This is a genomic window from Curtobacterium sp. MCSS17_011 (assembly GCF_003224275.1).
Taxonomy (GTDB): Bacteria; Actinomycetota; Actinomycetes; order Actinomycetales; family Microbacteriaceae; genus Curtobacterium.
The window spans coordinates 193531-216946 of record NZ_QKLE01000003.1; the positions used below are offsets into that span (position 1 = coordinate 193531).

Genomic DNA, 23416 nt, shown 5'->3' on the forward strand with positions numbered 1-23416 from the left:
CTCCCCGGGATGCGAGTTCTTCACATGTTGCATTCCGGAAGGGCGGGCGAGCGCAAGGTCTTCGCCGTCGCTCCGGTGTCATGGATCCGGGCCGCGCGGAGGACGAGGACGAGCACCACGGCGTAGGAGACGGTCATGGCCGACGCCAGTGTCACGAGCACGACCGGCATCGGCGCCCCGAACACGGACGGCACGAGTACCGCAGCGGTGCTCAGCACGAGCCGCGATGCGTCCCAGGTCAGCTGGGTGCCCTGACGGTGCAACATCGACAGCACCTGCGTGACCGGCGACGCAGCCACCTGGACCGCGAACGCCGGGACGAGGACCTGGGCGTAGGTGCCCGAGACCGCCCACTCCGGACCGAACACGGTCGAGAACACGACGGGTCCGAGCAACAGGACGACGAGCACCGCGACCGCACCCGCGGTGGCGAGGCGCACGACGAGCCGCAGGACGAGGCGGCGCACCGGATCGCCAGAGCGGATGCGGAGGCCGAACGCCCCGGCGGCGTACTGCGCGGTCGCGTCGGCGACCATGCCGACGGGAGCACCGAGCACCCGCATCGTGAGGGCGACGAAGCCCGCGGCGACGCTCCCGTGCAACGCCGCGATGAGCAGGCCCGGCGCCTGCTGCCCGACGACGTTCAGCATCGAGGACCACGGCGTGATGACGAGGAACCGCCGGTGGTGACGGGCGGCGGCCGAGAGCGACCGAGGGGTGACCCGCTCACCGGCGCCCCGCCGGAACCGGACCATCCCGAGCACGGCCGCGATCCGCCCGACCGCCAGGCCGCCCACCAGCCCGACCGGACCGGCCGCGGCCATCGCCAGGTTCCAGACGGACTGGCCGATGCCCTGGCAGGCGTTGCGCAGGGCGATGGACCGGTGCTGCTGCCGCCGTGCGAGCACGGCCGAGGCGATCCGTTGCGCGCCCACCGCGACGACCGTGACGGGGACGCTCCACCACAGGCCCTCGAGGGCCGGTGCGGTGAACCATCGTGCCGCATCGCTGCGGAGGACCCAGGCAACCGCGGCGGTACCGGCGCCGACGACCAGGGTCGAGAGCAGACCGAGCGCGCCCAGGGCGCCGGTCGTCGCCCTGTCGTGTGCGACGATCAGCGCGCGGTCGGTGCCGAGCGTCGCTCCGGCTCCGAGGATGCTCGCGACCGCCGTGACGACCGCGAGCGTGCCGAAGTCCGCCGGGGTGTAGAGCCGGGTCAGCAGCGGTGAGATCGCCACGACCAGCCCCTGTCCGAGCACCGTGCCGACGAGGATCGTCGCGATCGCCGGGAGACGCCGTCGGGGCGAGGACCGCACGGCGTCAGGCCGCGGGGACCACGGGCGGAGCACCGATCGCGGTCACCGTGGTGGATGCCCACCGTTCGACGTCCAGGACGCGTCGGCCGTCGACGACGGTGCGGACGCCGGGGAGCCGGGACTCGTCCCACGTCGCGTACTCGGCGTGGTCGGCCTGCACGACCGCCGCGTCCACCGGTTCGCCGTCGACGTGGGGATCGAAGCCGAGGCCGCGGAGTTCGACGTCCGAGTACAGGGGGTCGGACACGGTCACGACTGCGCCACGGACCCGGAGCGCGTCGACGGTGCCGAAGACCCCGGAGAACGCGGTCTCCTTCACGCCGCCACGGTAGGCGGCACCGAGGACGACGACACGTTGGCCTCGCAGGTCACCGTGCAGGCGTTCGAGGAGATCGACCGCATGCGACGGCATGGCTGCGTTCCGAGCACGAGCAGCGCGGACGACGGTCGCCTCCGGGTCGTTCCAGAGGTACAGCCGGGGGTAGACCGGGATGCAGTGCCCACCGACGGCGATGCCCGGCCGGTGGATGTGGCTGTACGGCTGGGAGTTGCAGGCGTCGATGACGGCGGCGATGTCGATGGCCTGCCGTTCGGCGAACCGGGCGAACTCGTTCGCCAGGGCGATGTTGACGTCGCGGTACGTGGTCTCGGCGAGCTTCGCGAGTTCGGCGGCCTCGGCGGTGCGGAGGTCCCAGACGCCGTTGGGCCGACCGAGGTCGTCGCGCTCGTCGAACTGCAGCACCGCTTCGTAGAAGGCCCGGCCGCGCGCCGATCCGGAGTCGGAGAGACCACCGACGAGCTTCGGGTAGCGCCGGAGGTCGGCGAACACCCGGCCGGTCAGGACGCGCTCGGGCGAGAACACGACGTGGAAGTCCTGCCCCTCGACCAGTCCGGAGCGGGCCTCGAGCCGGGGCGCCCAGCGACCGCGGGTCGTCCCGACCGGCAGGGTCGTCTCGTACGCGACCAGGGTGCCGGGTCGCAGGTGCTCGCCGATCGTGTCGGTGGCGGCGTCCATCCAGCCGAAGTCGGGGATGCCCTCGGCATCGACGAAGAGCGGCACGACGACCACGACGACGTCGGCCCCGGGGATCGCGGTGGCGGCGTCCGTGGTGGCCCGGAGCAGCCCCGCGGGCACGACCTCGCGCAGTCCGTCGGCGAGTCCGTGCTCACCGGGGAACGGCTCGGTCGCGGCGTTCACCGCGTCGACCACCGCGCTCGCGACGTCGAGGCCCGTCACGTGGGCACCGGAGCGCGCGTACTGGACGGCGAGCGGGAGCCCGATCTTGCCGAGGCCGACGACGACGACGTTCATGCTGCTGCTCCTTCTTCGTCCGCGCTGAGTCGCACGGTCTGCTGGATCCGCGAGGACTCGAGGACCGCCTCGGCGACGAGCACCGTGCGGAACCCGTCGCGGAGTGTGACGATGTCCGACGGCCGACCGAGCACGGCGTCGCGGAACGCCTCGTGCTCGACCAGCAGCGGCTCGCGCTTGGTGATGGCGAACCGGGTGCTCGCCCCTTCGGACACACCCCGGAACGCGGCGACCTGGTCCCACTCCGTCTGCACCGTGCCGTTCTCGTGGAAGGTCAGGTCGGCGGTGAGGGTGTCGGCGAGGAACGTTCCGCGGTCGCCGGTGACGATCAACAGGCGCTCCTTGTACGGGGTGAGCCAGTTCACGAGGTGCGAGGTGAGGGTGCCGTCGGCCAGGCGGCCGGTGACGGTGACGAGGTCTTCGTGCGGGCGACCGCTCTTGGTGCCGGCCAGCGCCCCGATGTGCGCGAAGGGCGAGCGGGCGATCCACGAGGTCGAGTCGATGTCGTGGGTGGCGAGGTCCTTCACGACCCCGACGTCGGCGATCCGCGCGGGGAACGGCCCCTGGCGACGCGTGACGATCTGGTAGACGTCGCCCAGCTCACCGGCGTCGAGCCGCTGTCGGAGTGCCTGCAACGCGGGGTTGTACCGCTCGATGTGGCCCACCGCACCGACGAGTCCGGCGTGGTCGAAGGCGGCCACGAGGCGCGCGGCAGCGGGACCGTCGACCGCCACGGGCTTCTCGATCAGGGCGTGCACCCCGGCTGCGGCGAGTTCCAGGCCGACGGCTTCGTGCAGCGCGGTGGGGACGGCGACGACCGCCGTGTCGAGGCCGAGCGCGATGAGCTCGCCGACGGACCGGACGACGGGTACGCCCTGGGCGACGTCGTGCTGGTCACCGAGGGCGTCCGCGACTCCGACGAGTTCGACCCCCTCGAGTGACCGCAGGACCCGGGCGTGGTGCCGGCCCATCATCCCGAGGCCGATGACGCCGGCCCGCAGTGCGCGGCTCATCGCCCGGCCCCGGCGAGGGTGTTGACGGCCTGGACGACGCGGTCGAGCTGGGAGAGCGTCAGGGTCGGGTACACGGGCAGAGCGAGCACTTCGGAGGCCGCGCGCTCGGTCTCCGGCAGGTCGAGGTCGTGTCCGAACGACGGGAGCCGGTGCACGGGCGTCGGGTAGTAGACCCCGGTGCCGATGCCGAACTCGGAGCGCAGTGCTGCCGCGAACCCGTCGCGGTCGGACGGCACCCGGACCACGTACTGGTGGAAGACGTGCTCGGCGCGCGGATCCGTCGTCGGGGTGACGACGCCGTCGAGTTCCCGGGTGAAGTACGCGGCGTTCGCCTGGCGCTGCGCGGTCCAGCCGAGCACCTTGCGGAGCTGGACCCGCCCGATCGCGGCGTGGATGTCGGACATGCGCGCGTTGAACCCGACGACCTCGTTCGCGTAGCGCTGTTCCATGCCCTGGTTGCGCAGGAGCCGGAGCATGCGCTCGACCGCCGGCGTGCGGGTGGAGACCATGCCCCCTTCGCCCGCGGTCATGTTCTTGGTCGGGTAGAGGCTGAACGCCGCGGCGTCCGACGCGCTGCCGACGCGCGACCCGGCCCACTGCGCACCGTGCGCCTGAGCCGCGTCCTCGACGACGAGGAGGCCGTGCTCCTCGGCGATCCGGGCGATCGCCGTCATGTCGGCCGGGTGCCCGTAGAGGTGGACGGGCATGACGGCGCGGGTGGCCGGGGTGACGGCAGCGCGGACGGCAGCCGGGTCGATGCAGTACGTCAGGGGGTCGATGTCCACGAAGACCGGGTCGGCGCCGACGAGCCGGACGGCGTTGGCCGTGGCGGCGAAGGTGAACGAGGGGACGAGGACCTCGTCGCCGGGGCCGATGCCGAGGGCGACCAGTGCCAGGTGCAGGGCAGCGGTACCGCTGTTCACGGCGGTGACCGCGGCGCCTTCCACGAGGACGTCGCCGAACTCGCGCTCGAAGGCCGCGACCTCGGGACCCTGCGCGAGCCCACCACCTTCGAGGACGGCATCGACGGCGCGGCGTTCCTCGATGCCGATGAGGGGCTTCGCCGCGGGGATGAGCTCGAGTGTGGTGGTGGTCATCGGATCGCCTCGATCGTGTCGGTGGTCTCGGAGTGGTGGAAGCGGTCGCCGGTCTCGGTGCAGACCAGGATGTGGTCGTCGACCTGCGCCAGCCGTCGGCCGGTGCGGCTCACCCAGCCGATGCGCCGCGCGGGGACTCCGGCGACGAGGGCGTGGTCCGGGACGTCGTTGACGACGACGGCACCGGCGGCGACCATGGCCCAGCGGCCGATGCGGATCGGGGCGACGCAGAGCGCGCCGGCGCCGATGGATGCACCGTGTTCGACCACGACGGCCGTCGGGCGCCAGTCGTCGGCGTCCTGCACGGAGCCGTCCGGGTTGATCGCCCGGGGTGTGTGGTCGTTGGTCAGGACGGCGCCGGGGCCGATGAAGACACCGTCGCCGACGACCGCCGGCCCGTAGACCAGCGCACCGTTCTGGATCTTGCAGCGCGCACCGACCCGGACACCGGTCCCGATGGTGACGCCGCGGCCGACGAGGGTCTCGCTGCCGACGGACGCCCGCGCTTCGACGTGCGTGTCGTCCCAGATGCGGACACCTGGGGCGACGACCGCCGACGGTGACACGACGGCGGCCTGGGCGATGAACGCCTGCGGGAGGGTTGGACTGGGGGTCATGGGTGCGCTTCCGGATCAGGCGCGGCGGGACCTCCGCTGCCGGACCACCATACGATATACTGGTACGACATATCAAGTGTGATGATCACGCTCGCGATGGCTTCGATCCCCGTCCAGCCGCCGGACGCGGGGGATCCGCCGGTAGTGTCGACGCGTGCGATGGAGTCGAGTGAACTGGCCGTCCGTTGGCTACGTCTCCCTCGAGGACTTCGACGGCCAGCGCGAACACGTGACCCGACTGCTCGAGGACGCCCCGCCGACGATCGCGGCGCTCCTGACGGTCAAGTGGACCGATTCCCGGGTCGAACGGTGGGTCGTGGAGTCCGCTGACGCCGTCGTCGATCCGGACGCCGACGAGGACGACGTGACGACCCCCGTCGACCTTCCTGGCCACGGCGTGCCCGACCCGGTCGTCGTGCACGCCGACGTCGTGGTGCGCAACGACGAGGTCCTCGACACCCCGAGTGGCCTGTGGCGCCGATGGAACCACGCTCGGGTGTCGCTCCGGTTGCGCGACGCCGTCATCGACCCGCCGGGCGTCGACCCCGCCGCGCTGCTCGCCGGCGATGCGCACGTCGCCCGGGGCGAGCTCGAGTACCTGAACGAGCACGACGCCTGGGAACTCCGCCTGCTGGTCTCCCCCGTCGGCGAGGTCGCGATCCGGTTCCGGGGCGTCCGGGTGTCGATCCGGAGCGTCGCCGAGACCGTCTACAGCGGGTTGGAGGCACGCCCGGCACGCGGTTGGCACGGCGCGGTGCCGGACGGCTGGGTCGAGTGGACGACCGAGGTGGTCCGGGCCGCTGCCTACGGCGACCTCGGCGGGCTGCACCTGGCCGACGACGCGAGCGACGTCGACGACGTCGACCCCCGTTGGGGCTTCGCTCCGCTGCACGCCGCCGCCTGGTTCGACCACCCCGAGATGCTCGAGGAGCTCCTGCGCCGCGGTGCGACCCTGCAGCTGGAGGACACCGAGGGGCGGACGCCACTGACGCTCGCGATCGACCGTGACGCCCGCCGTGCGGTCGACGTGCTGGTCGCCGCAGGTACCGATCTGGAGGCCCGTGACGGCGACGGCAACACCCCGATCGTCCGCGCTGCGTGGGGCGGGCACGCCGCGATCGTGCGCGCCCTCGCCGCCGCGGGTGCGGACACCAGGGCGCGCGGGTCACGAGGCGCGACGCTGCTGATCGCGGCCGTCGACTCCGGCGACCTCGACACCGTCCGGGTCGTGCTGCCGCTCGACGTCGACCGGGACGCCGTCGACGACGAGGGTTCGACCGCCGCGGACCGCGCGGAGCTGCTCCGCGAGGCCGCCGTCGCCGATCTGCTCGCCTCGGCCTGAGCGCAGCCCGCGGCCCGCAGTCGGCACCACGGCCCGTGGGCTGACCCGTGCCGGACGTGACGAAGCGCGGCGGACGAGAGCAGGGCCTCCCGTCCGCCGCGCGCCTGCGGGGCCGACCGTCCTAGACGGTGACCGACTCGAGGGCGTTCGCCTGCGCGATCCGCCCGTACCAGCGGGCGGAGTCCTTCGGCGTGCGCTCGAAGGTCTCCCGGTCCCAGGCGACCAACCCGAAGGTCGGGCGGAACCCGGAGGCCCACTCGTAGTTGTCGAGGAGCGACCAGTGCTGGTAGCCGAGGACCTCGATGCCGTCCTCGATGCAGCGGTGGATGCCCTCGAGGGCATCCTGCGTGTAGGCGACGCGACGGGAGTCGTCGGCGGTGGCGATGCCGTTCTCGGTGATCATCAGCGGGACGCCACCGGAGAGCTCCCACGCGCTGCGGAGCCCGTCGGCCGAGGCCTCGGGGTAGAACTCCCAGCCGGTGAGGGTCGTCTCGACGTCGTCCGACACGGGTAGGGGCCCGTCCGGACCGATGAACGTCCGGGTGTAGGCCTGCACGCCGAGGAAGTCGTCGCCGGCAGCCTGCTCGAGGTACCAGTCGTCGCGCGGGTACCCGTACTCGCGGAGCATGGCGTCCGCCCCGGGCTCGCCGGACGACTTGAAGGCCTGCGTCGCGATGGTCCACCCGGACTGGAGGCCCGACACCTGTGACAGGACCTCGCGCGACCGCCTGTGGCTGGCCAGCAGGGCGTCGGCGACACCCAGGTCCGGGTTCGGCAGGCCGAAGGCCACCAGGTTCGCGGCGTCCTCGCCGCCGGCGAGCATCGCAGCGATGTTCGGCTCGTTGATCGTGCAGACGTAGCGGACGCCGTCCTGCACCACCGGGAGCGCGGCCTCGGTGTAGCGGGCGAACAGGTCGGCGGCGTCGGGTGCCCGCCAGAAGCCGTCGCGCTCGAACCAGCGGGGCACGGTGAAGTGCATGAGCGTGACGATCGGCTCGATGCCGAACTCGTGGCAGGCGTCCACCATGCGGCGGTAGTGGTCGACCTCGGCACGGCTGACGAACCCGCGCTCGGGCTCGATGCGGGCCCACTCGATGCTGAACCGGTACGAGTTCAGCCCGAGCTCGGCGGCGATGCGGATGTCCTCGCGGTACCGGTGGTAGCTGTCCGCCGCGTCACCCGAGGGCTCGACGATCGTGGTGTCCGGCTCGTGCTCGTGCACCCACCAGTTGCTGTTGACGTTGTTGCCCTCGATCTGGTGGGCGGCGGTGGCGGCACCCCAGAGGAAGCCGTCGGGGAACTGCAGCGTGGAGATGATGGTGCCTTTCAGTGCTTGTTCGAGTCAGTGCTGTGACAAGAAGGTGTCGAAGACGGCGACCGTGCCGAGGGGGTTCTCGACCTGGGGGCCGTGGTAGCTGGTCGGGATCACCTCGTACGACGCCCCGGTGTCCTCGGCCATCTGCCGCTGCCAGGGGATCGGCCAGGCGCCGTCCCACTCGCCGTGCGTGACGAGGACCGGGAGCCCGGTGGCGCGGAGCTCGGCGGACGAGTCGGTGTGGTCCTCGAGGATGTGCCCACCGGCGACGACGCTGAGCGGGCTCGTGGCGTCGAAGCGGTCGCGGACCATCCGGACGTCGTCGGGGAGCTCCTCGTCGGGGCGGTACGCCCAGAGCGGGTTCGTCGAGTCGAACAGCTGCCGGAGGTTCCCCCCGGTGTCGTGCAGGATCGTCAGCTCGGCGACCTTGCGGTACGGCCACCCGTGCGGCCCGGAGCAGAACTGCACGACGTCGCGGAACGCCGACGGGTCCTGGATCGCGGCGGCCCGGACGATCACACCGCCGAGCGAGTGCCCGACCAGGTGCACGGGGGCGCCGTCGTCGAGCAGGCGCGCGACCCGGACGACGTCGGCGGCTTCTTCGTCGAGGGAGTGGTCGCGGGGTTCGGTCGGCGCCGCCGAGTCGGCCTGACCACGTCGGCTGATCGCGACCGCGGTCCACCCGGCGTCGCGCAGGACGGGCAGGAAGGTCCGCCAGTCCTCCTTCGAGCCGGTGTAGCCGGGGACGATGAGCACGACGCCCTTCGACACCCCCTCGGGCACGATCCGGTAGGCCGTGAGCCGCCCGACCGGGACGTCGATCCCGACGACGTCGACGCCGTGCGGCGTGGGCAGGTGTCCGAACGGCGGGACCGTCGGGAAGTCGTGCAGGGTGGTCATGGTCGTCCTTCCACGAGCGTGCGCCGCGGGTTCGGCACGGCGTCGAGGAGGGCGATCGTGTACGGGTCCTGCGGATCCTGCAGCACCTGGGCCGTGTGACCCCGTTCGACCACGGCGCCCTCGTGGAGCACCATGATGTCGTCCGTGATGAGCCGCGCACTCAGCAGGTCGTGCGTGATGTAGAGGAGCGAGACGCCCCACTGCTCGCGGAGGTCCTCGAGCAGTGCGAGCACACCGGCACGAAGCGTGACGTCGAGCATCGACACCGGCTCGTCGGCGATGATCACCTGCGGGTCGCTCGCGAGCGCCCGGGCGATCACCACGCGCTGCCGCTGCCCGCCGGAGAGCTGGTGCGGGAGCTTCTGCGCGAACTGCTCGACCGGGGTGAGCCCCACCGTCTCGAGCAGCTCGAGCACCCGGCGCCGGGCATCGCGGCCGGTCAGCCCGGTGTAGTTCGCGATCGGCCGGGACAGCGTGTACTCGACCGTGTGCAGCGGGTTGAGCGCCGAGTACGGGTCCTGGAACACCATCTGGACCTCGGAGCGCAGGCCCCGCAGGCCGCGCTTGCCGAGGCGGGCGACGTCGAGGTCACCGAAGCGGACCGTGCCGGTGGTCGGCTTCTCGACGCCGGTGAGCAGCTTCGCGATGGTCGACTTGCCTGAACCGGACTGGCCGACCAGGGCGAGCGACTGCCCGGGCTCGAGGGTGAACGACACGTCGCGCACGGCCTGCACCGGCTGCTCACCACGGCGGGGCGCCGGGTAGGTCTTGACGATGTGGTCGACGACGATCGGGTTGCGGGCGGCACTGCGCTCGCGGGACCCGACGGTGCTGAACGACGAGGTCGTCTCCTGCCGCTTCTCGCCGGCCTCGGCGCGGAGCGAGCGGTCCGGGAAGCCCGGCAGCGACACCACCTCGGCGCGGGGGTCGGCGTAGTGCGACAGGAGCATCTGCGTGTACTCATCCTGCGGGTCGCGGAGGATCTCGCGGGAGCCGCCGTCCTCGACGATCCGGCCCTCGTGCATGACGAGGACGCGCTCGGTGGCCTCGAGGACGATGCCGAGGTCGTGGCTGATCAGGATCGCCGTGAAGCCCTCGGTGCGCTGCAGCTCGATGATCGTGTCCATCACGGCGTGCTGCACGAGCACGTCGAGCGCCGTCGTCGGCTCGTCGAACACCATGAGCTGCGGCTCGAGCGAGAGCGCCAGGGCGATGGAGACGCGCTGCCGCATGCCGCCGGAGAGCTCCCCCGGGAACCGGGCGAGCATCGAGGTCGGCAGCTTCACCTTCTCGATGAGCTCCTTCATCCGGGCGTCCCAACGGTCGCGCGACACGTGGCCGTGCGCCTTGAAGACGTCGATGAAGTGGTTCCGGATGGTGCGCACCGGGTTGAGCGCGTTCATGCCGGACTGCAGCACCATGGCGAAGCCGCCCTGGCGCTGCTGGCGCAGGGCTTCGTCGTCGAGGTCGCGGATGTCCTTGCCCGCGAAGACGATGCTGCCGCCGTTCGTTCGAGCCGGCGGCTTCTGCAGCCGGGTCAGCGCGTACCCGAGCGTCGACTTGCCGGAACCGGACTCGCCGACCAGGCCGACGAACTCGCCCTTCTGCAGCTGGAACGACACGTGGTCGACGGCCTGGACGGCGCTCTGGCCGGCTGACTCGTAGACGACCGACAGATCGCGGACATCGAGCAGGACGGACGCGTCGCCTTGGTCGTGACGAGCGTCGGACTGGAGGCCCGTGGCGGCGCAGGTGGGCGCCTCCAGGCCGTCTGCCGGGTGCGTTTCTGGCAAGCCGCTCATGCGCGCTTCTCCTTACGGGGCCGTGCGCCGTCGCGCAGCCGCGGGTTGGACACGGCGTCGACGCCGAAGTTGATCAGGGTGAGGCTCATCGCGAGCAGCGCGATGCAGAGACCCGGCGCGAAGAGCAGGATCCACTGCCCGGTGAGGAGCGCGTTCGAGTTCTGCGCCCAGTACAGGATCGTGCCCCAGCTGACGATCGACGAGTCGCCGAGTCCGAGGAACTCGAGGCCCGCCTCGGCGAGGATGGCACTGGTGGCCGCCCCGAAGAAGCTGCCGACGATCAGGGACGTCATGTTCGGCAGGATCTCGCGGAACACGATGCGGGTCGCGCCGTCACCGGAGAACTGGGCGGCGGTGACGAAGTCCCGGCCGCGCAGCGACTGCGTCTGCGAGCGGAGCACGCGAGCACCCCATGCCCAACCGGTCACGACGATGACCGCGATGATCACCGCGATGCCGCCGTTCTGCAGGTAGGCGGCGATGACGATCATCAGGGGCAGACCCGGGATGACGAGGAACAGGTTCACGATGAACCCGATGACCTCGGCGATCCAGCCGCGGACGTAGCCCCAGCTGAGGCCGATCGCGACGGCGACGAGCGTGGACAGGATGCCCGCGACCGCGCCGACCATGACGGAGATCCGGGCGCCGTAGATGATCTGGGACAGGACGTCCTCGCCTGCGGCGGTGGTGCCCATCCAGTGGTCGGCCGTCGCGTCCGCGGAGCGAGCGAAGCCGTTCTGGCTCGCGCCGTACGGGGCCAGGAGCGGGGCGAAGATCGCCACGAACACGAAGACGCCGAGGATGATGATGCCGATCCGGGCCTTCTTGTTGGACCAGACGACGCCGAACTGGCGGGCCGCGGCGCGCCACTTGGACGGAGCTGCTTGTTCTTCCGTGTCTTGCGTTCGCACGGCGATGGTTGCGTTGTTGGTCATCGACGTGCCCCCGGGTGCTTGATGTGGGCGCAGCACGCCGCCTTCGTGATGTTGTTGGTCATCGACGTGCCCCCGGGTGCTTGATGTGGGCGCAGCACGCCGCCTTCGTGATGTTGTTGGTCATCGGCGCGTCCTCGGGTCCAGGACGCCGTACATGACGTCCACGATGAAGTTGGCGATGAGCACCGACACGGTGATCATCAGGAAGAGGGCCTGCATGAGCGGGTAGTCCTGGCCGATGACGGCGTTGAACAGCAGGTAGCCGATGCCCGGGTAGCCGAACACCTGCTCGACCAGCACCGAGCCGCCGACCACGCCACCGAGCGCCAGACCGAAGCCGGTCAGGTTCGGCAGGATCGCGTTGCGGGCCGCGTAGCGGATGGCGACGGTGCGCCCGCGGAGGCCGTTGGCCTCGGCGAAGGTCACGTAGTCGTCACCGAGGGTGTTGATCATCGCGTTGCGCATGCCGATGATCCAGCCGCCGAGGCTCGTCACCAGGATCGTGACGGCCGGCAGCACCGCGTGCTGCAGGGCGTCGCCGAAGAACGCACCGTTCAGGCCCGGCGTCGTCGTGGCCGAGTAGGCACCTGTGGTCGGGAACCAGTGCAGCACGTAGCCGAGGAAGAACAGCAGCAGCAGGGCGGTCCAGAAGTATGGGAACGTCGACATGAAGGAGCCGCTCAGCGTCGGCAGGGAGTCGAGCCAGGTGCCGCGCTTCCACGCCGCCGCCACACCGATCAGGGTGCCGAGGACGAACGCCAGGATCGTGACGACCCCGACGAGGATCAGCGTGTAGGGCAGGGCCTTCGACACGAGGTCGCCGACGGGCTGCGGGTAGAACGTGTAGCTCGTGCCGAAGTCGAGGGTGATGACCTGGTGCAGGTAGCTGACGTACTGGTCCCAGAGATTGCCGGTCGGCACCCCGAGCTGGGCCTCGATCGCCTTCTTGGTGGCGTCGGTGACCGGACCGTTCTGGCTGAGCTTCGCGAGTGCGGCGTCGGCCGGGCTGCCGGGCATCAGGCGCGGGAGCACGAAGTTCAGCGTGACCGCGGCCCAGAGGGTCAGGACGAAGAGGACGAGTTTCTGGAGGATGTACTTCACTTCTGGTCCTCCTGCTGCTTGCCGTTCTGCTCCTGCAGGATCTGCTTGCCGGCGGCGCTGTCGCGGAGCCGGAGCTTGGTGAAGATGAGCAGCGGTGCCGAGTCGTAGTTCTGCGGTGCCATGTAGGGGTCCTTCGCGCTCGGCCATCCGACGAACTTGCCGGTGTTGAACAGGCCCCAGAGTCCGCCGTAGTACATGCCGATGACGGGGAGCTCGTCGTAGACGGTCTGCTGCAGCTGGTCGAGGATCTCCTGCTGCTTCGCGGTGTCCGTCGTCGCCTTGTACTCGTCGAGGAGCTTCTGGGTGTCGGCGTTCTTGTACCGCTCGTAGTTGTTGACGGTCGACTTGCCCACGGGCTGGTAGAACTCGCTGCTGAGCAGGGAGTTGAACGCCTGGTAGACGTCACCGTTGCCCATGCCGCCCATCGCCATGTCGAACGTGCCGTTGTTGATGTTCTGCTGGTAGCCCGCGGGCTGCGGCGCCTGGATCGTCACCTTGATGCCGATGGCGGTGAGTTCGCGGCGGACCTCCTGGGCGGCGCGGAGCCAGTCGGAGTAGCCGTTCGCGGTCATGATCGTGATCGCGAGCTGCTTGCCGTCCTTGACGACCTTGCCGCCCTGCACGGTGTAGCCGGACTTCTCGAGGCTGGCGATGGCCGCCTTCGTGTCCTGCGTGATCATGCCCTGGTCGGGGATGTCCGGGTTGAGGTAACGCTCCTGGTTCGGCAGGATCAGGCCGGTCTGGCCCGCTGCCGCCAGGTTGCCCTCGGACGCGGTCTCGGCGATGGCGTCACGGTCCAGCGCGAGCGAGATCCCACGGCGGACGTTGACGTCGTTGTACGGCGCCTTCGTGAGGTTCGGGATGAGGCCGATCACACCGCCGGCCGGGAACCACCACTGGTTCGTCTTCGACGCGGCGCCCCAGGTGCCCTTGACGTCGGAGATGAACGAGTACGCCCAGTCGTAGCCGCGGGTGACGGTGTCGAGCTGCGTGTTCGTCGCCGGCAGGATGAGGTGCTTGATGGCGATCTTGTCGGCCTGCCAGTACGTCGGGTTCTTGTTCATCGAGTACTGCTGGTCGGTGTAGTTGCCGAGGGTGAACGGACCGGTGCCGACCGGGTCCGGGTCGCGCCACGTCGTCGGGTCCTCCACGCCGCCCCAGTGGTCCTCGCCGAGGATGTACGTCTGCCCGATGATCGTCAGGCTCGGGACGTCGTCGCTCTTGAGGTGGAAGACGACGTGGTCCCCGTCCTGCTCGATGCTCTTGATGTGCTGCCAGGCGCCCTTGACGTCCATGGCGGGGAACTTCTTGAGCAGGTCGAAGGTGAAGACGACGTCCTCCGCGCTGAACGGCGAACCGTCGGACCACTCGACACCCGAGCGGATCGTCATGTCGATGGTCTTCGCGTCGGGCTGGCTCCACGCGCTGGCGAGCCACGGGTTGCGCTTGCCGTCGAGGGGGTTCACCTCGATGAGGGGCTCGTACATCCACTTGGAGGCCGTGCGGGCGTTCGCGATGTACGGGTTGAAGTTGCGGTCGAACAGCGGGTTGCCGCGGTCCGCGTTGATGAGCATCGTGTCCTTGCCGATCGTGGGATCGGGCTCGGAGCGGACCTGGATGCTGCAGCCGGTGGCCACGAGGGCCACTGCGGCGAGGCCGGCGATGGCCGCGACGAGGCGGCCCCGTCGACGGGGGCCTGGGTCGCGCGTGCCGCGCGTGCGCTGTGGGGGAAGCGTCATTGCTCGGTCGACCTCCATGTCGATTCGGTACGTGCTCAATGTATGCGCTTACATCGCCGCGTGCAACCGCGGGTGTTGTTTCGCGGGGCGGCACGGTGCGAGGCGCGCCAGCTGGTGCAAGGCCGCACGGTGCGAACCGGGGGCACGCCTACAGCGCGGGCGGGCAGCTCTCGCGCAGCAGCACCTCGACGGGCAGGCGCACGGCGCGCGGTGGCCCTTCGCGGCGCTCGAGCCGGTCCACGATCGCCAGCACGGCAGCACGCCCGAGCGCCCCCATCGGCTGGTGCACGGTCGTCAGGCGTGGCGACGAGAACCGGCCGGCGTCGATCCCGTCGAACCCGGTCACGACGAGGTCCTCGGGCACGCGGAGCCCCCGGGCAGCGGCGGCGTCGAGCACCCCGAGCGCGGACTGGTCGTTCGAGCAGACGACGGCGCGCGGCACGCCCTCGGACAGGAGCGACCCAGCGAGCTCACGAGCCCGCGCCCGCCCGAAGTCGCCGTGCACGATGCGCACCGACGAGGCGGGCACCCCGTGGTCGGCCAACGCCGCCCGGAACCCCGCCGAGCGCTCCATGTCGTCCGGCGAGTCGATCGGCCCCGCGACGTACGCGAGGGACCGGATGCCCAGGCGCCCGATCACGTGCGACGCCAGGGTCCGCATGCCCGCGGCGTTGTCCACGCTCACCGAGTCGAACCCGTGCGAGCGCCGGTCGTCGGCGAGCACCACCACCGGGATGCGTCGGGCGACGTGCTCGAGCAGGTCGTCGGGCACGGTCTGCGCCAGCACGGCGAGCCCGTCGACCCGGCCGGCGACGTCGTTCACGATGACGTCGCGCGACGACCCCCGCCCGGCGGCGACCATGAGCGCCAGCCCCCGCTGCCAGGCCTCGGTCTCGGCACCGCGCAGGACCTCGTCGAAGTACAGGTTGGACGAGAACGGCTGCGTCACGTGCCGCCGGTCGTCGACCACGCGGACGCCGCCGTCGGTGACCAGGTCCGGCCGCTCGTCGGGCACCACGTCGAACCCTGGCAGCAGCAGTCCGACGACGCCGGTGCGCTTGCCGGCGAGGGCTCGGGCGTTGCCGGACGGGACGTACCCGAGGCTCCGGATCGCCGCCTGCACGCGGTCCCGGGTGCCCTCACGGACGGCGTCGGGCGTGCGGAGCACGCGCGAGACGGTGGCGATGGAGACGCCGGCTGCGGACGCGACGTCGTAGACCGTGGGAGGTGCGGTGCGCTGGTCGGCCAACCCGTGCCTCCCGTCCGACGTCCGCTGGTGCCGCGCCTCGCGCTGTGCGGCCGGACCATCCTAGGCACGGCCCGCGTCGGGAGTTCTCCACACGACGCTGGAAACGCTTGCGGGACGGCACCGCTCGCGCGACACTGATCCGACCTCAGTACGTCCCGTGAGGAAGCGCACCAGCGGGCCGTGTGCCCGCACCGATCAGGTTGCCCACACGCAGGGGAAGGACACGACATGTCACAGTCGACACGTTCCGGGAGCAAGCTCGCACTCCGCGCGAGCCACGACGAGGCCGAGGTGCGCGACGCGCTGCTCGAACGCACGGATTCGATCCGGACGTTCGACGATCTCGACGCACCGCAGGAGACGACCGACCTGCGCTAGCGGCTCGCGCCCGGGCTCTCCCGGACATGGCCAGGAGGCCCGGGCAGCGCTCGACAGACCGCTCACCTCAGCGCTCGGTCGCGCCCACGATCGTCATGCCGGCTCCGCGCAGGCGTCGACGTTCCTGCGCGATCCAGCTCAGCAGCCGGTCGTTCGTGCCGGCCACGTGGGCGGCCACGAGTTCCGCTGCGCGGTCCGCGTCGCCGTCGCGTACGGCGTCGATGATGGCGCTGTGCTCGTCCCACGCGGCGTCGCGCGCCTCGGGGGTGCGGACCTCGATCCACCGCGTGCGCTCGAGTCGCGTCAGGGCGTCGGCGATGGCGTCGGTGACGAACCGGTTGCCGCCGAGTGCGGCGAGGTCGAGGTGGAACGTCGACCCCATCCGGATGCCGGCCTGCTGGTCGGGTGTGGGACGGAGTGCGTCGAGGTGCCCGCGGACCTCGGCGAGCTGCTCGGGGGTTGCGCGCTGGACGGCCAGCCGCACGGCAGCGGGCTCGAGGATGCCGCGGAGCTCGGCGAGCGAGGCGATCTCGTCGAGGTCGATCGGCGTGACCGTCCACGAACGACCCTCGTGCAGGATGAGCCCCTCGCGCTCGAGCCGCGACAGTGCGGCTCGGACCGGCGTGCGCGAGGCGTGGAACCGTGCCTCGAGACCCCGCTCCGAGATGCGCTCCCCCGGTGCGATGTCGAGGGTCAGGATGGCTGCGCGCAGGTTGTCGTAGAGCTGGGCCGTCTGCGACACGGGCGCGGCGTCGGTCGTGTCGGTCACGGCGGACAAGCCTAGCGGCGTGACGGCGGGAATGGTATACCGTTCTGGTATACCAAACCGTTCCGCGATGGAACGACGACGAACGGCCGAGACGACCCATGCCCAGGACCGACGCTCCGCAGCGAACCACCACGACGCCGCCTGTCTCCGCCCGCGCCTGGACGATGCTCACCCTCGGGGTCGCGGCCCAGGCGGCCGGGACGCTCGTCGTGTCCGCGCCGGCGCTCCTCATCCCCCACCTGCTCGGCCGTGGCACGTCCCTGCCGGTCGCCGGGGTCCTCGCCGCCGCTCCGACCTTCGGCATGGTCCTGACACTCATCGCCTGGGGCGCGGTCACCGACCGGTTCGGCGAGCGCGTCGTCATCGCCGGCGGCCTCGTGCTCACCACGCTCGCCGTGGTCGCCGCCTGGCTGACTGCAGGTGACCCGGTGCTGCTCGGGTTGGCGTTCCTGGCCGGCGGCATGACGAGTGCCTCGACGAACGCCGCGAGCGGTCGGGTCGTGGTGGGGTGGTTCCCGAAGGAGCGTCGGGGACTCGCGATGGGCATCCGACAGATGTCGCAGCCGCTCGGGGTGACGCTCGCGGCGGTCACGGTGCCGCAGCTCGCCGAGGGCTCGGGGATCCGCGCGGCCCTGGTCCTGCCGATCCTGCTGTGCGCGGTGCTCGCCGCCTGCTGCGCGATCGGGATCACCGATCCGCCACGCCCTGCCCGGGCCACGGTGGCGACGACGGCGACGACGGCGACCGCGAACCCCTACCGGTCGAGCGGCTTCGTGTGGCGGGTGCACGCGGTGTCGGTCCTGCTCGTGGTGCCGCAGTTCACCCTGTCGACGTACGGGCTCGTCTGGCTCGTGGGCCTCGGCTGGTCGACACCGGCGGCCGGGCTGCTGGTCGGCGCCGCGCAGTTCGTCGGCGCGATCGGCCGGATCCTGGTCGGAGGGTGGAGCGACCGGGCCGGATCGCGCGTCGGGCCGCTCCGGATCGTCGCCGTCAGCGCCGCGGTGGTGATGGTGGTGCTCGCGGTCGTCGACGCGACGCACCTAGCCGGGGCTGCGGTGTTCCTGGTGCTCGCGACGAGCGTGACGGTCGCCGACAACGGGCTCGCCTACACGTCGGTCGCCGAGGCGGCAGGTCCGTTCTGGTCGGGCCGGGCGCTCGGGGCGCAGAACACCGGGCAGTTCATCGCGGCGAGCGCCGTCGGTCCGGGCATCGGCGCGCTGGTCGGCGCGCTCGGCTTCGCGGCGTCGTTCGGCATCGTCGCCGTGCTCCCGCTGCTGGCGGTGCCCCTGGTGCCCCGGAGCGACCGCTCGCACGACTGAACGGGAGCGATCCCGTCCCCCCGGTGTCAGCCCTGTTCGTGGTCGGCGCGCTCGGGGTCGTCCTGGGAGTCCCGGCGGCGGTCCTGCATGAGTTCCTTCGTCCGGAGCAACCGCAGCGCCGTCACGAGCACCAGCCCACCGAGGACGTTGAACAGCAGGGTGTAGCCGAACCACCCGAGCCACTGCCCGTAGGTGATGTCCACGCCGGCCTGGATCGCCCCGAAGACGAGCAGTGAGTCGAGGATCGAGTGGAAGAGCTGCAGCCCGGCAAGCAGGAACCCTCCGGCGACCGCGGCGACGAGCTTCGCGGGGTCCGAGTCGGTGCCCTGCTGCATCCGCGTCATCAGGGTGATGGTGCTGCCGCCGAGGACCGCCAGCACGATGCTCTGCAGTCCGAACGGCGCATCGACGTAGTGGTGCGCCGACTCGGACAGCGTGGCGTGCCACTGCGGGAACGCCTGGACGACGAGCCACATGAACAACCATCCCCCGGCCAGGTTCGCCACGAGGGTGCCGCCCCACAGTCGCACGAGCTGCAGCACGGTCCCCTCGCGCGCGACCACGGCCGCGACGGGCATCAGGAAGTTCTCGGTGAAGAGTTCGCTGTGCGCGAGGTGCAGCGCGATGAAGCCGATGCCGAAGGCCAGCCCGGCGAGCAGGTGGCTGTCGGTCTCGGTGAGCACCGCGAGGTAGGCCATGACCCCGAGACCGACCTCGAGGCCGCCGAAGAACCCCGTGACGAGGATCGCCCGGGTCGTCCGCTGCAGCCGCTCAGCGCCCTCCTCGATGGTCGCGTCGAAGGACTCGGCGAGTTCGTCCTCCACGGGTGCGTCACTGGTGCCCAGCTCGCGTCGACGGTCGTCGGTCATGGCCGGGACGCTATACGCGGCCGTCGTCGCGGCCCGCAGGATCGCGTGGAGACGGACAGGAGGCCCGGAACCGGCTGGCACCGCGCCTCCTGTCCGTCGTTCGGTCACCGCTCAGGCGGCCGGCACCGCCGGTCCCACCGGCCAGCGCAGCAACGCCGCGGCGGGTGCGCCGTTCGGCAGCGACGCGGCGTTCACGAGCAGCAGTTCCGCGTCGGTGAGGGCGACCGCCCGGACGAGCGCGCAGACGGCGGGGACCGGCCCGATGACCGGTGCGTCCGCCGCCTGCTCGGGTGCCGTGGCGACCCACGGCACCGCGCCGAGCGCGAGCAGCGTGCGGTCGCCGATCGCAGCGGCGTCGATCGCCACGACCGATGCCTGCGCCTGCTGCAGCGCCTCCACGACGGAACCGATGCCGGCGACCGTCTGGTTGTCCCCCCGGCCGACGTGGGTCCGGAGCAGGTCCTCGAAGTCGTGCCGGCGGGTCGCGATGACCCGGGCGAGCGCGATGTCGACGTGCTCGACGAGCGCGGTCTCCGACGCGTCCGACGCCCGGGTGTCGACCGGGACCTCGGAGACGACTGCGCGCGCCTCGGTGGACAACTGGTCGAGCAGGAGCCCCCGTGCGCGGATGTCCCCCGCGACCACGATGAGCTTCGGCTGCAGCCGCCGGAACGCCTCGTCGACGGCCGTGGCGACCTCGTTCTGGTTGTCGCGCCAGATCTCCTCGGTGTGGTGCTGCCACCGCAGGTGCGACCAGCCGCCGCCCTGGAACTTGTGGAGCGTGTCGGTGCGGCCCTGCACGCGCTGCTCGTCGCGACGGTCCGGCACGTCGGCGTGACCCAGACGGTAGGCGCGGTAGCCACCGCCCTCGCGACCGACCTCCACGACCAGGAACGGCAGGTCGAGCGGCCGGTGCGCCAGGAGCGGCAGCAGGTCGGGCACGGGGTCGTGGCCGATCGAGGTCGGCGCGTGCATCGCCCCGGGCAGGACCTCGCTGAGCACGAGTTCACCGTCGTGGACGAGCACGTACCGGCTGACGGGCGCCGGCACCCCGGGTGTCTCCTCGAGCTCGGCCATCACCGTGTCGATGACGTCGGCGTCCGCCCCGGCCGACCGCAGCACGTCCTCGGCCTTCCGGCGCTGCAGGGCGGCGAGGTGCTGGGGGTCCTCACGGTCGCCCGAGGCGTCGACGTAGGCCCACGTCCAGGTGCCCCCGCGCTTCAGTCGCTCCGCGATCCCGGACTGCAGGTGTGGTGCGTCATTCTGCGTCAGAGCCATCGGCGCTGCCCTCCCCGGTCTCGGTGCGGTAGACGGTCGCGTCGGCCCCGTCGCCCTCGCCGGTCGGCAGGGGGTCGGCACGGTCGGCGTCGTCCTCGGGCAGGACGTCGGTGGTGTCGTCCTGCAGTTCGCCCTCGAGCTCGCCGTCGTAGCCCGACGCGGCGAGGGTCTCCGGGTCATCGGTGTCGTCGGGGACCGGCTCGGACTGCCGGAACTCCTCGACGTGGGCGTTGCTGCCGTGCCCCTGGACGATGCTCTGCGCCTCGTGCGCGAGCTGCTCGTCGAGTTCGGGGCGATGGGTGGTGTTCCCGCGTTCGGTCATCGCTTCTCCTCCCGGTCGTGCCACCGGCGGCCTTCGCCGTCCGGGGCGTCGGTGTCTGCTCTGTGACCCCACCGTCCGCGCCTGGGCCTGGGGCCGTTCCAAGGTGCGCCGGGAACGCGCAGTGTCGGTACGGTCACGAAACCACAACGGCATTCGGTTCTGTGGTTGGGTGTGGACAACCCCGATCAACGACGAACGGAGTGCGGCAATGGCGCCACGACCACGACCCATCACGAGACGACACCTGTTGGGCTTCGGCCTCGGCACCGCGGCGGCGGGACTCCTCGCCGGCTGCGCGGTCCCGGGCTCGACCAACGTCAACAAGGCGGCCCTCGTGCCCGCCGCGGCCTCGGGTGAGACCGTCCAGCTCACCTACTGGGCCTGGCTCAAGGACCTGCAGAAGGTCTGCGACGTCTGGAACGAGACACACCCGAAGATCCAGGTGACCGCGAACTGGATCCCCGGCGGCAACAGCGGCGGGTACCAGAAGATGTACTCCGCGCTCGCAGCCGGCGGCGGCCCGGACATCGGGCAGGTCGAGCTCCGTCAGATCCCCGAGTTCATGCTCGCGAACGGCCTGGTCGACCTGGCCCGGTACGGCGCGAAGGACTTCGAGTCCAAGTACGACGAGGCCGCGTGGGCGCAGGTGTCGTTCGTCGACGGCATCTACGGCATCCCGCAGGACACCGGCCCGATGGGCTTCTACTACCAGACCGCGATCCTGGAGCAGGCCGGCGGCGAACCCCCGACGACGTGGGACGAGTGGCGCGACCTGGCCGACAAGGTCCGGAGCACCGGCAAGCAGAACTACCTCGAGGTGTTCCCGGTCGCCGACGCGTCGCCGTTCGCCGCGTACGCGCAGCAGGCCGGCGCGCGCTGGTTCAAGGTCGACGGCGACGAGTGGGTCGTCGACATGACCGACGACAAGACGCTGATGGTCGCGGACTTCTTCGACGGGGTCATCGACGACAAGCTCGTCGACACGAGTGCCGGCGCGTACTCCCCCGGGTGGTACGCCGCGGCTGCGAGCGGCAAGATCGCCGCGGTCACGAGCGCCAGCTGGGGTGACGCGCTGATCGAGTCGGTGCAGGGCGGCGAGGGCAAGTGGAAGGTCGCCCCGATGCAGAAGTGGGGCGCCGACGGCTTCGGCTCGAGCGCCATCGGCGGTTCGACCGCCGCGGTCCTGGCGAACGCGAAGCACCCGAAGGAGGCGCTCGAGTTCATCACGTGGATGACCACCTCGAAGGCGGGCATCGACGCGATGATCAAGTACTGCGGCATCGGCTGGTCGCCCGCCGTCGACTACATCGGGGCGCAGCGCGAGAAGCCGTCGAAGTGGTTCTCCGGCCAGAACTACAACGAGGACGTCTTCGTGCCGGCGTCCCAGGAGCAGAACGTCGAGTGGTCGTGGTCCCCGGTGACCCAGTCGGCCTTCACGTCGCTGCAGAACCAGTTCCGCCGCAAGCTCACCTCGGGCCTGAAGCTCAGTGACGCCGTGGAGCTCGCACAGCGGGAGATCGTCCAGTCCTTCAAGGACAAGGGCCTCAGCGTCAGGACGGCACGATGACCCAGCAGACCACCACCCCACGGTCCACCGGTCGACCGGCCGGCGGCACCCCCGCGTTCCGCACCAGCACGAAGGCCACGAGCGCGCAGAAGCGTGCCCCGTGGATCCTGCTCGCCCCGTTCCTGGCCCTGTTCCTGCTGACGTTCGTCATCCCGATCATCAGCGCCCTGTTCCAGTCGTTCACCACCGTCGACCGCGAGGGCCTGTTCGGCGAGGACGGCGTGGTCGGCCGCTTCGCCGGGTTCGACAACTACGTGATCGCCCTGCAGGACAGCGGCTTCGTCGCCTCGATCGGGCGCATGCTCCTCTTCGGCATCGTGCAGGTGCCGGTGATGATCGTCGCCTGCACGATCCTCGCGCTGCTGCTCGAGTCGGCAAGCGCCCGCTGGCCGGGCTTCTTCCGCGCGATCTACTTCATGCCGTACGGCGTCCCCGGTGTCATCGCGACGATCCTGTGGTCGTTCCTGTACGTGCCCGGGCTGTCACCGATCGTCGCCGGGCTGCAGTCGATCGGGCTGCAGCCGGACTTCCTCGGCGCGAACAGCGTGCTGTGGTCGATCGCGAACATCGTCACGTGGACCTACACCGGCTACAACATGCTCATCATCGTGGCCCAGCTGAAGTCCATCCCCGGCGAGGTCTACGAGGCCGCGAAGGTGGACGGCGCGAACGCGTTCCAGGTGGCGTGGCGGATCCAGATCCCGCTCATCGCGCCGGCCCTGGTGCTCACGACGGTGTTCTCGATCATCGGCACGCTGCAGCTCTTCGCGGAGCCGCAGATCCTGTCGACGGTCGCCCCCGCGATCGACACCGAGTACACGCCGAACTACGCCGCCTACACGAACGCGTTCGCGTTCAACGAGTACGGCGTCGCGAGTGCGCAGGCGGTCATCATCGCCCTGGCCGCGTTCATCCTGTCGTTCGCGTTCCTCGCGCTGACGAACCGGCCACCCAAGGACGAACGCGACCGGCGCAAGCGTGCACGGCGCGACGGCCGGGAGGCCCGCACCGCCCTCCGGACGCGCGCTGCGGCGGGCAGCACGGTCACCACCCAAGCCGACCCGGGCCTCTCCCCAATGGCACGGCCGGAACGTCGCTCCGCAAGCTCCGCGACGCTCCGGAACCGGCCACCGGGGGCCCAGGCCGGTCGCGTCGCGACCACCGAAGGGACTG

20 protein-coding genes and 1 pseudogene are annotated in these 23416 nt (G+C 71.0%); 5 read left to right on the plus strand and 16 right to left on the minus strand.

Going from position 1 to position 23416, the window contains the following annotated elements; translation table 11 throughout:
* Positions 1–20: 20 nt before the first annotated feature.
* From DEJ17_RS03515 to DEJ17_RS03535, 5 genes are all read right to left on the minus strand, one after another.
* Positions 21–1238 (minus strand): lipopolysaccharide biosynthesis protein, encoded by a 1218-nt coding sequence (locus tag DEJ17_RS03515; RefSeq protein ID WP_181421018.1) that lies wholly within the window; start codon positions 1236–1238, stop codon positions 21–23.
* 82 nt (positions 1239–1320) lie between these two features.
* On the minus strand, positions 1321–2628 hold the full coding sequence (locus tag DEJ17_RS03520) for a nucleotide sugar dehydrogenase (protein ID WP_110892094.1): 1308 nt from the start codon (positions 2626–2628) through the stop codon (positions 1321–1323).
* A complete protein-coding gene (locus tag DEJ17_RS03525) occupies positions 2625–3641 on the minus strand; it encodes a Gfo/Idh/MocA family protein (protein ID WP_110892095.1) in 1017 nt (338 codons plus the stop codon). The genes DEJ17_RS03520 and DEJ17_RS03525 overlap by 4 nt, the downstream gene beginning before the upstream one ends.
* Positions 3638–4738 carry a DegT/DnrJ/EryC1/StrS aminotransferase family protein gene (locus DEJ17_RS03530; RefSeq protein WP_110892096.1) on the minus strand — a complete coding sequence of 367 codons (1101 nt, stop codon included), beginning with the start codon at positions 4736–4738 and terminating at the stop codon, positions 3638–3640. The genes DEJ17_RS03525 and DEJ17_RS03530 overlap by 4 nt, the downstream gene beginning before the upstream one ends.
* The gene (locus DEJ17_RS03535; RefSeq protein WP_110892097.1) at positions 4735–5355 is read right to left on the minus strand and encodes an acyltransferase; all 621 of its coding nucleotides are present in this window, start codon (positions 5353–5355) and stop codon (positions 4735–4737) included. The genes DEJ17_RS03530 and DEJ17_RS03535 overlap by 4 nt, the downstream gene beginning before the upstream one ends.
* Before the next feature lie 154 nt (positions 5356–5509).
* On the opposite strand from DEJ17_RS03535, the gene DEJ17_RS03540 reads away from it, so the two are divergent.
* Positions 5510–6697, plus strand: a complete 1188-nt coding sequence (locus DEJ17_RS03540; RefSeq protein WP_146239606.1) for an ankyrin repeat domain-containing protein — start codon at positions 5510–5512, stop codon at positions 6695–6697.
* Between the two features lie 121 nt (positions 6698–6818).
* On the opposite strand, the gene DEJ17_RS03545 is transcribed toward DEJ17_RS03540, so the two are convergent.
* From DEJ17_RS03545 to DEJ17_RS03575, 7 genes are all read right to left on the minus strand, one after another.
* A complete protein-coding gene (locus DEJ17_RS03545; protein ID WP_110892099.1) occupies positions 6819–8015 on the minus strand; it encodes a glycoside hydrolase family 1 protein in 1197 nt (398 codons plus the stop codon).
* Between the two features lie 24 nt (positions 8016–8039).
* The gene (locus DEJ17_RS03550; protein ID WP_110892100.1) at positions 8040–8912 is read right to left on the minus strand and encodes an alpha/beta fold hydrolase; all 873 of its coding nucleotides are present in this window, start codon (positions 8910–8912) and stop codon (positions 8040–8042) included.
* Positions 8909–10714 carry an ABC transporter ATP-binding protein gene (locus DEJ17_RS03555; RefSeq protein ID WP_110892101.1) on the minus strand — a complete coding sequence of 602 codons (1806 nt, stop codon included), beginning with the start codon at positions 10712–10714 and terminating at the stop codon, positions 8909–8911. Before DEJ17_RS03555 ends, DEJ17_RS03550 begins: the two co-directional genes overlap by 4 nt.
* Complete coding sequence (locus tag DEJ17_RS03560; RefSeq protein ID WP_110892102.1) at positions 10711–11652, minus strand: ABC transporter permease; 942 nt, start codon at positions 11650–11652, stop codon at positions 10711–10713. The genes DEJ17_RS03555 and DEJ17_RS03560 overlap by 4 nt, the downstream gene beginning before the upstream one ends.
* A 120-nt stretch (positions 11653–11772) precedes the next feature.
* The gene (locus tag DEJ17_RS03565; RefSeq protein WP_017886395.1) at positions 11773–12753 is read right to left on the minus strand and encodes an ABC transporter permease; all 981 of its coding nucleotides are present in this window, start codon (positions 12751–12753) and stop codon (positions 11773–11775) included.
* Entirely contained in the window at positions 12750–14492 is a 1743-nt protein-coding gene (locus DEJ17_RS03570; RefSeq protein WP_258366638.1) for an ABC transporter substrate-binding protein, read from the minus strand. Before DEJ17_RS03570 ends, DEJ17_RS03565 begins: the two co-directional genes overlap by 4 nt.
* A 148-nt stretch (positions 14493–14640) precedes the next feature.
* The gene (locus DEJ17_RS03575; protein ID WP_110892104.1) at positions 14641–15741 is read right to left on the minus strand and encodes a LacI family DNA-binding transcriptional regulator; all 1101 of its coding nucleotides are present in this window, start codon (positions 15739–15741) and stop codon (positions 14641–14643) included.
* Between the two features lie 228 nt (positions 15742–15969).
* On the opposite strand from DEJ17_RS03575, the gene DEJ17_RS17660 reads away from it, so the two are divergent.
* Positions 15970–16119: a hypothetical protein gene (locus DEJ17_RS17660; protein ID WP_155896754.1), complete on the plus strand. Its 150-nt coding sequence runs from the start codon at positions 15970–15972 to the stop codon at positions 16117–16119.
* 67 nt (positions 16120–16186) lie between these two features.
* Here DEJ17_RS17660 and DEJ17_RS03580 read toward each other — a convergent pair whose 3' ends face one another.
* Positions 16187–16888: a GntR family transcriptional regulator gene (locus tag DEJ17_RS03580; RefSeq protein WP_232536575.1), complete on the minus strand. Its 702-nt coding sequence runs from the start codon at positions 16886–16888 to the stop codon at positions 16187–16189.
* A gap of 98 nt (positions 16889–16986) precedes the next feature.
* Between DEJ17_RS03580 and DEJ17_RS03585 the strand changes: the two genes are divergently transcribed.
* Positions 16987–18207: an MFS transporter gene (locus tag DEJ17_RS03585; protein WP_110892105.1), complete on the plus strand. Its 1221-nt coding sequence runs from the start codon at positions 16987–16989 to the stop codon at positions 18205–18207.
* Positions 18208–18233: 26 nt separating this feature from the next.
* Here DEJ17_RS03585 and DEJ17_RS03590 read toward each other — a convergent pair whose 3' ends face one another.
* The 3 genes from DEJ17_RS03590 to DEJ17_RS03600 form a co-directional block, all read right to left on the minus strand.
* Positions 18234–19076, minus strand: a complete 843-nt coding sequence (locus DEJ17_RS03590) for a formate/nitrite transporter family protein (RefSeq protein ID WP_110892106.1) — start codon at positions 19074–19076, stop codon at positions 18234–18236.
* Positions 19077–19187: 111 nt separating this feature from the next.
* A complete protein-coding gene (locus tag DEJ17_RS03595) occupies positions 19188–20354 on the minus strand; it encodes a Vms1/Ankzf1 family peptidyl-tRNA hydrolase (RefSeq protein ID WP_110892107.1) in 1167 nt (388 codons plus the stop codon).
* Positions 20335–20676, minus strand: a complete 342-nt coding sequence (locus DEJ17_RS03600) for a hypothetical protein (RefSeq protein WP_110892108.1) — start codon at positions 20674–20676, stop codon at positions 20335–20337. Before DEJ17_RS03600 ends, DEJ17_RS03595 begins: the two co-directional genes overlap by 20 nt.
* Before the next feature lie 208 nt (positions 20677–20884).
* Between DEJ17_RS03600 and DEJ17_RS03605 the strand changes: the two genes are divergently transcribed.
* A complete protein-coding gene (locus tag DEJ17_RS03605; RefSeq protein ID WP_110892109.1) occupies positions 20885–22243 on the plus strand; it encodes an extracellular solute-binding protein in 1359 nt (452 codons plus the stop codon).
* Positions 22240–23199 (plus strand): annotated as a pseudogene (locus DEJ17_RS03610) (carbohydrate ABC transporter permease); the annotation flags it as partial. The gene DEJ17_RS03605 and the pseudogene DEJ17_RS03610, both read left to right, overlap by 4 nt.
* Positions 23200–23416 lie beyond the last annotated feature (217 nt).

Excerpts from the sequence above, each read along its gene's own strand:
- DEJ17_RS03530 (WP_110892096.1), bottom strand. The coding sequence starts at position 4,738 with ATGACCACCACCACACTCGAGCTCATCCCCGCGGCGAAGCCCCTCATC.
- DEJ17_RS03590 (WP_110892106.1), bottom strand. The coding sequence starts at position 19,076 with ATGACCGACGACCGTCGACGCGAGCTGGGCACCAGTGACGCACCCGTG.
- DEJ17_RS03560 (WP_110892102.1), bottom strand. The coding sequence starts at position 11,652 with ATGACCAACAACGCAACCATCGCCGTGCGAACGCAAGACACGGAAGAA.
- DEJ17_RS03595 (WP_110892107.1), bottom strand. The coding sequence starts at position 20,354 with ATGGCTCTGACGCAGAATGACGCACCACACCTGCAGTCCGGGATCGCG.
- DEJ17_RS03525 (WP_110892095.1), bottom strand. The coding sequence starts at position 3,641 with ATGAGCCGCGCACTGCGGGCCGGCGTCATCGGCCTCGGGATGATGGGC.
- DEJ17_RS03555 (WP_110892101.1), bottom strand. The coding sequence starts at position 10,714 with ATGAGCGGCTTGCCAGAAACGCACCCGGCAGACGGCCTGGAGGCGCCC.
- DEJ17_RS03520 (WP_110892094.1), bottom strand. The coding sequence starts at position 2,628 with ATGAACGTCGTCGTCGTCGGCCTCGGCAAGATCGGGCTCCCGCTCGCC.
- DEJ17_RS03605 (WP_110892109.1), top strand. The coding sequence starts at position 20,885 with ATGGCGCCACGACCACGACCCATCACGAGACGACACCTGTTGGGCTTC.
- DEJ17_RS03600 (WP_110892108.1), bottom strand. The coding sequence starts at position 20,676 with ATGACCGAACGCGGGAACACCACCCATCGCCCCGAACTCGACGAGCAG.
- DEJ17_RS03585 (WP_110892105.1), top strand. The coding sequence starts at position 16,987 with ATGCCCAGGACCGACGCTCCGCAGCGAACCACCACGACGCCGCCTGTC.
- DEJ17_RS03535 (WP_110892097.1), bottom strand. The coding sequence starts at position 5,355 with ATGACCCCCAGTCCAACCCTCCCGCAGGCGTTCATCGCCCAGGCCGCC.
- DEJ17_RS03550 (WP_110892100.1), bottom strand. The coding sequence starts at position 8,912 with ATGACCACCCTGCACGACTTCCCGACGGTCCCGCCGTTCGGACACCTG.
- DEJ17_RS17660 (WP_155896754.1), top strand. The coding sequence starts at position 15,970 with ATGTCACAGTCGACACGTTCCGGGAGCAAGCTCGCACTCCGCGCGAGC.
- DEJ17_RS03570 (WP_258366638.1), bottom strand. The coding sequence starts at position 14,492 with ATGACGCTTCCCCCACAGCGCACGCGCGGCACGCGCGACCCAGGCCCC.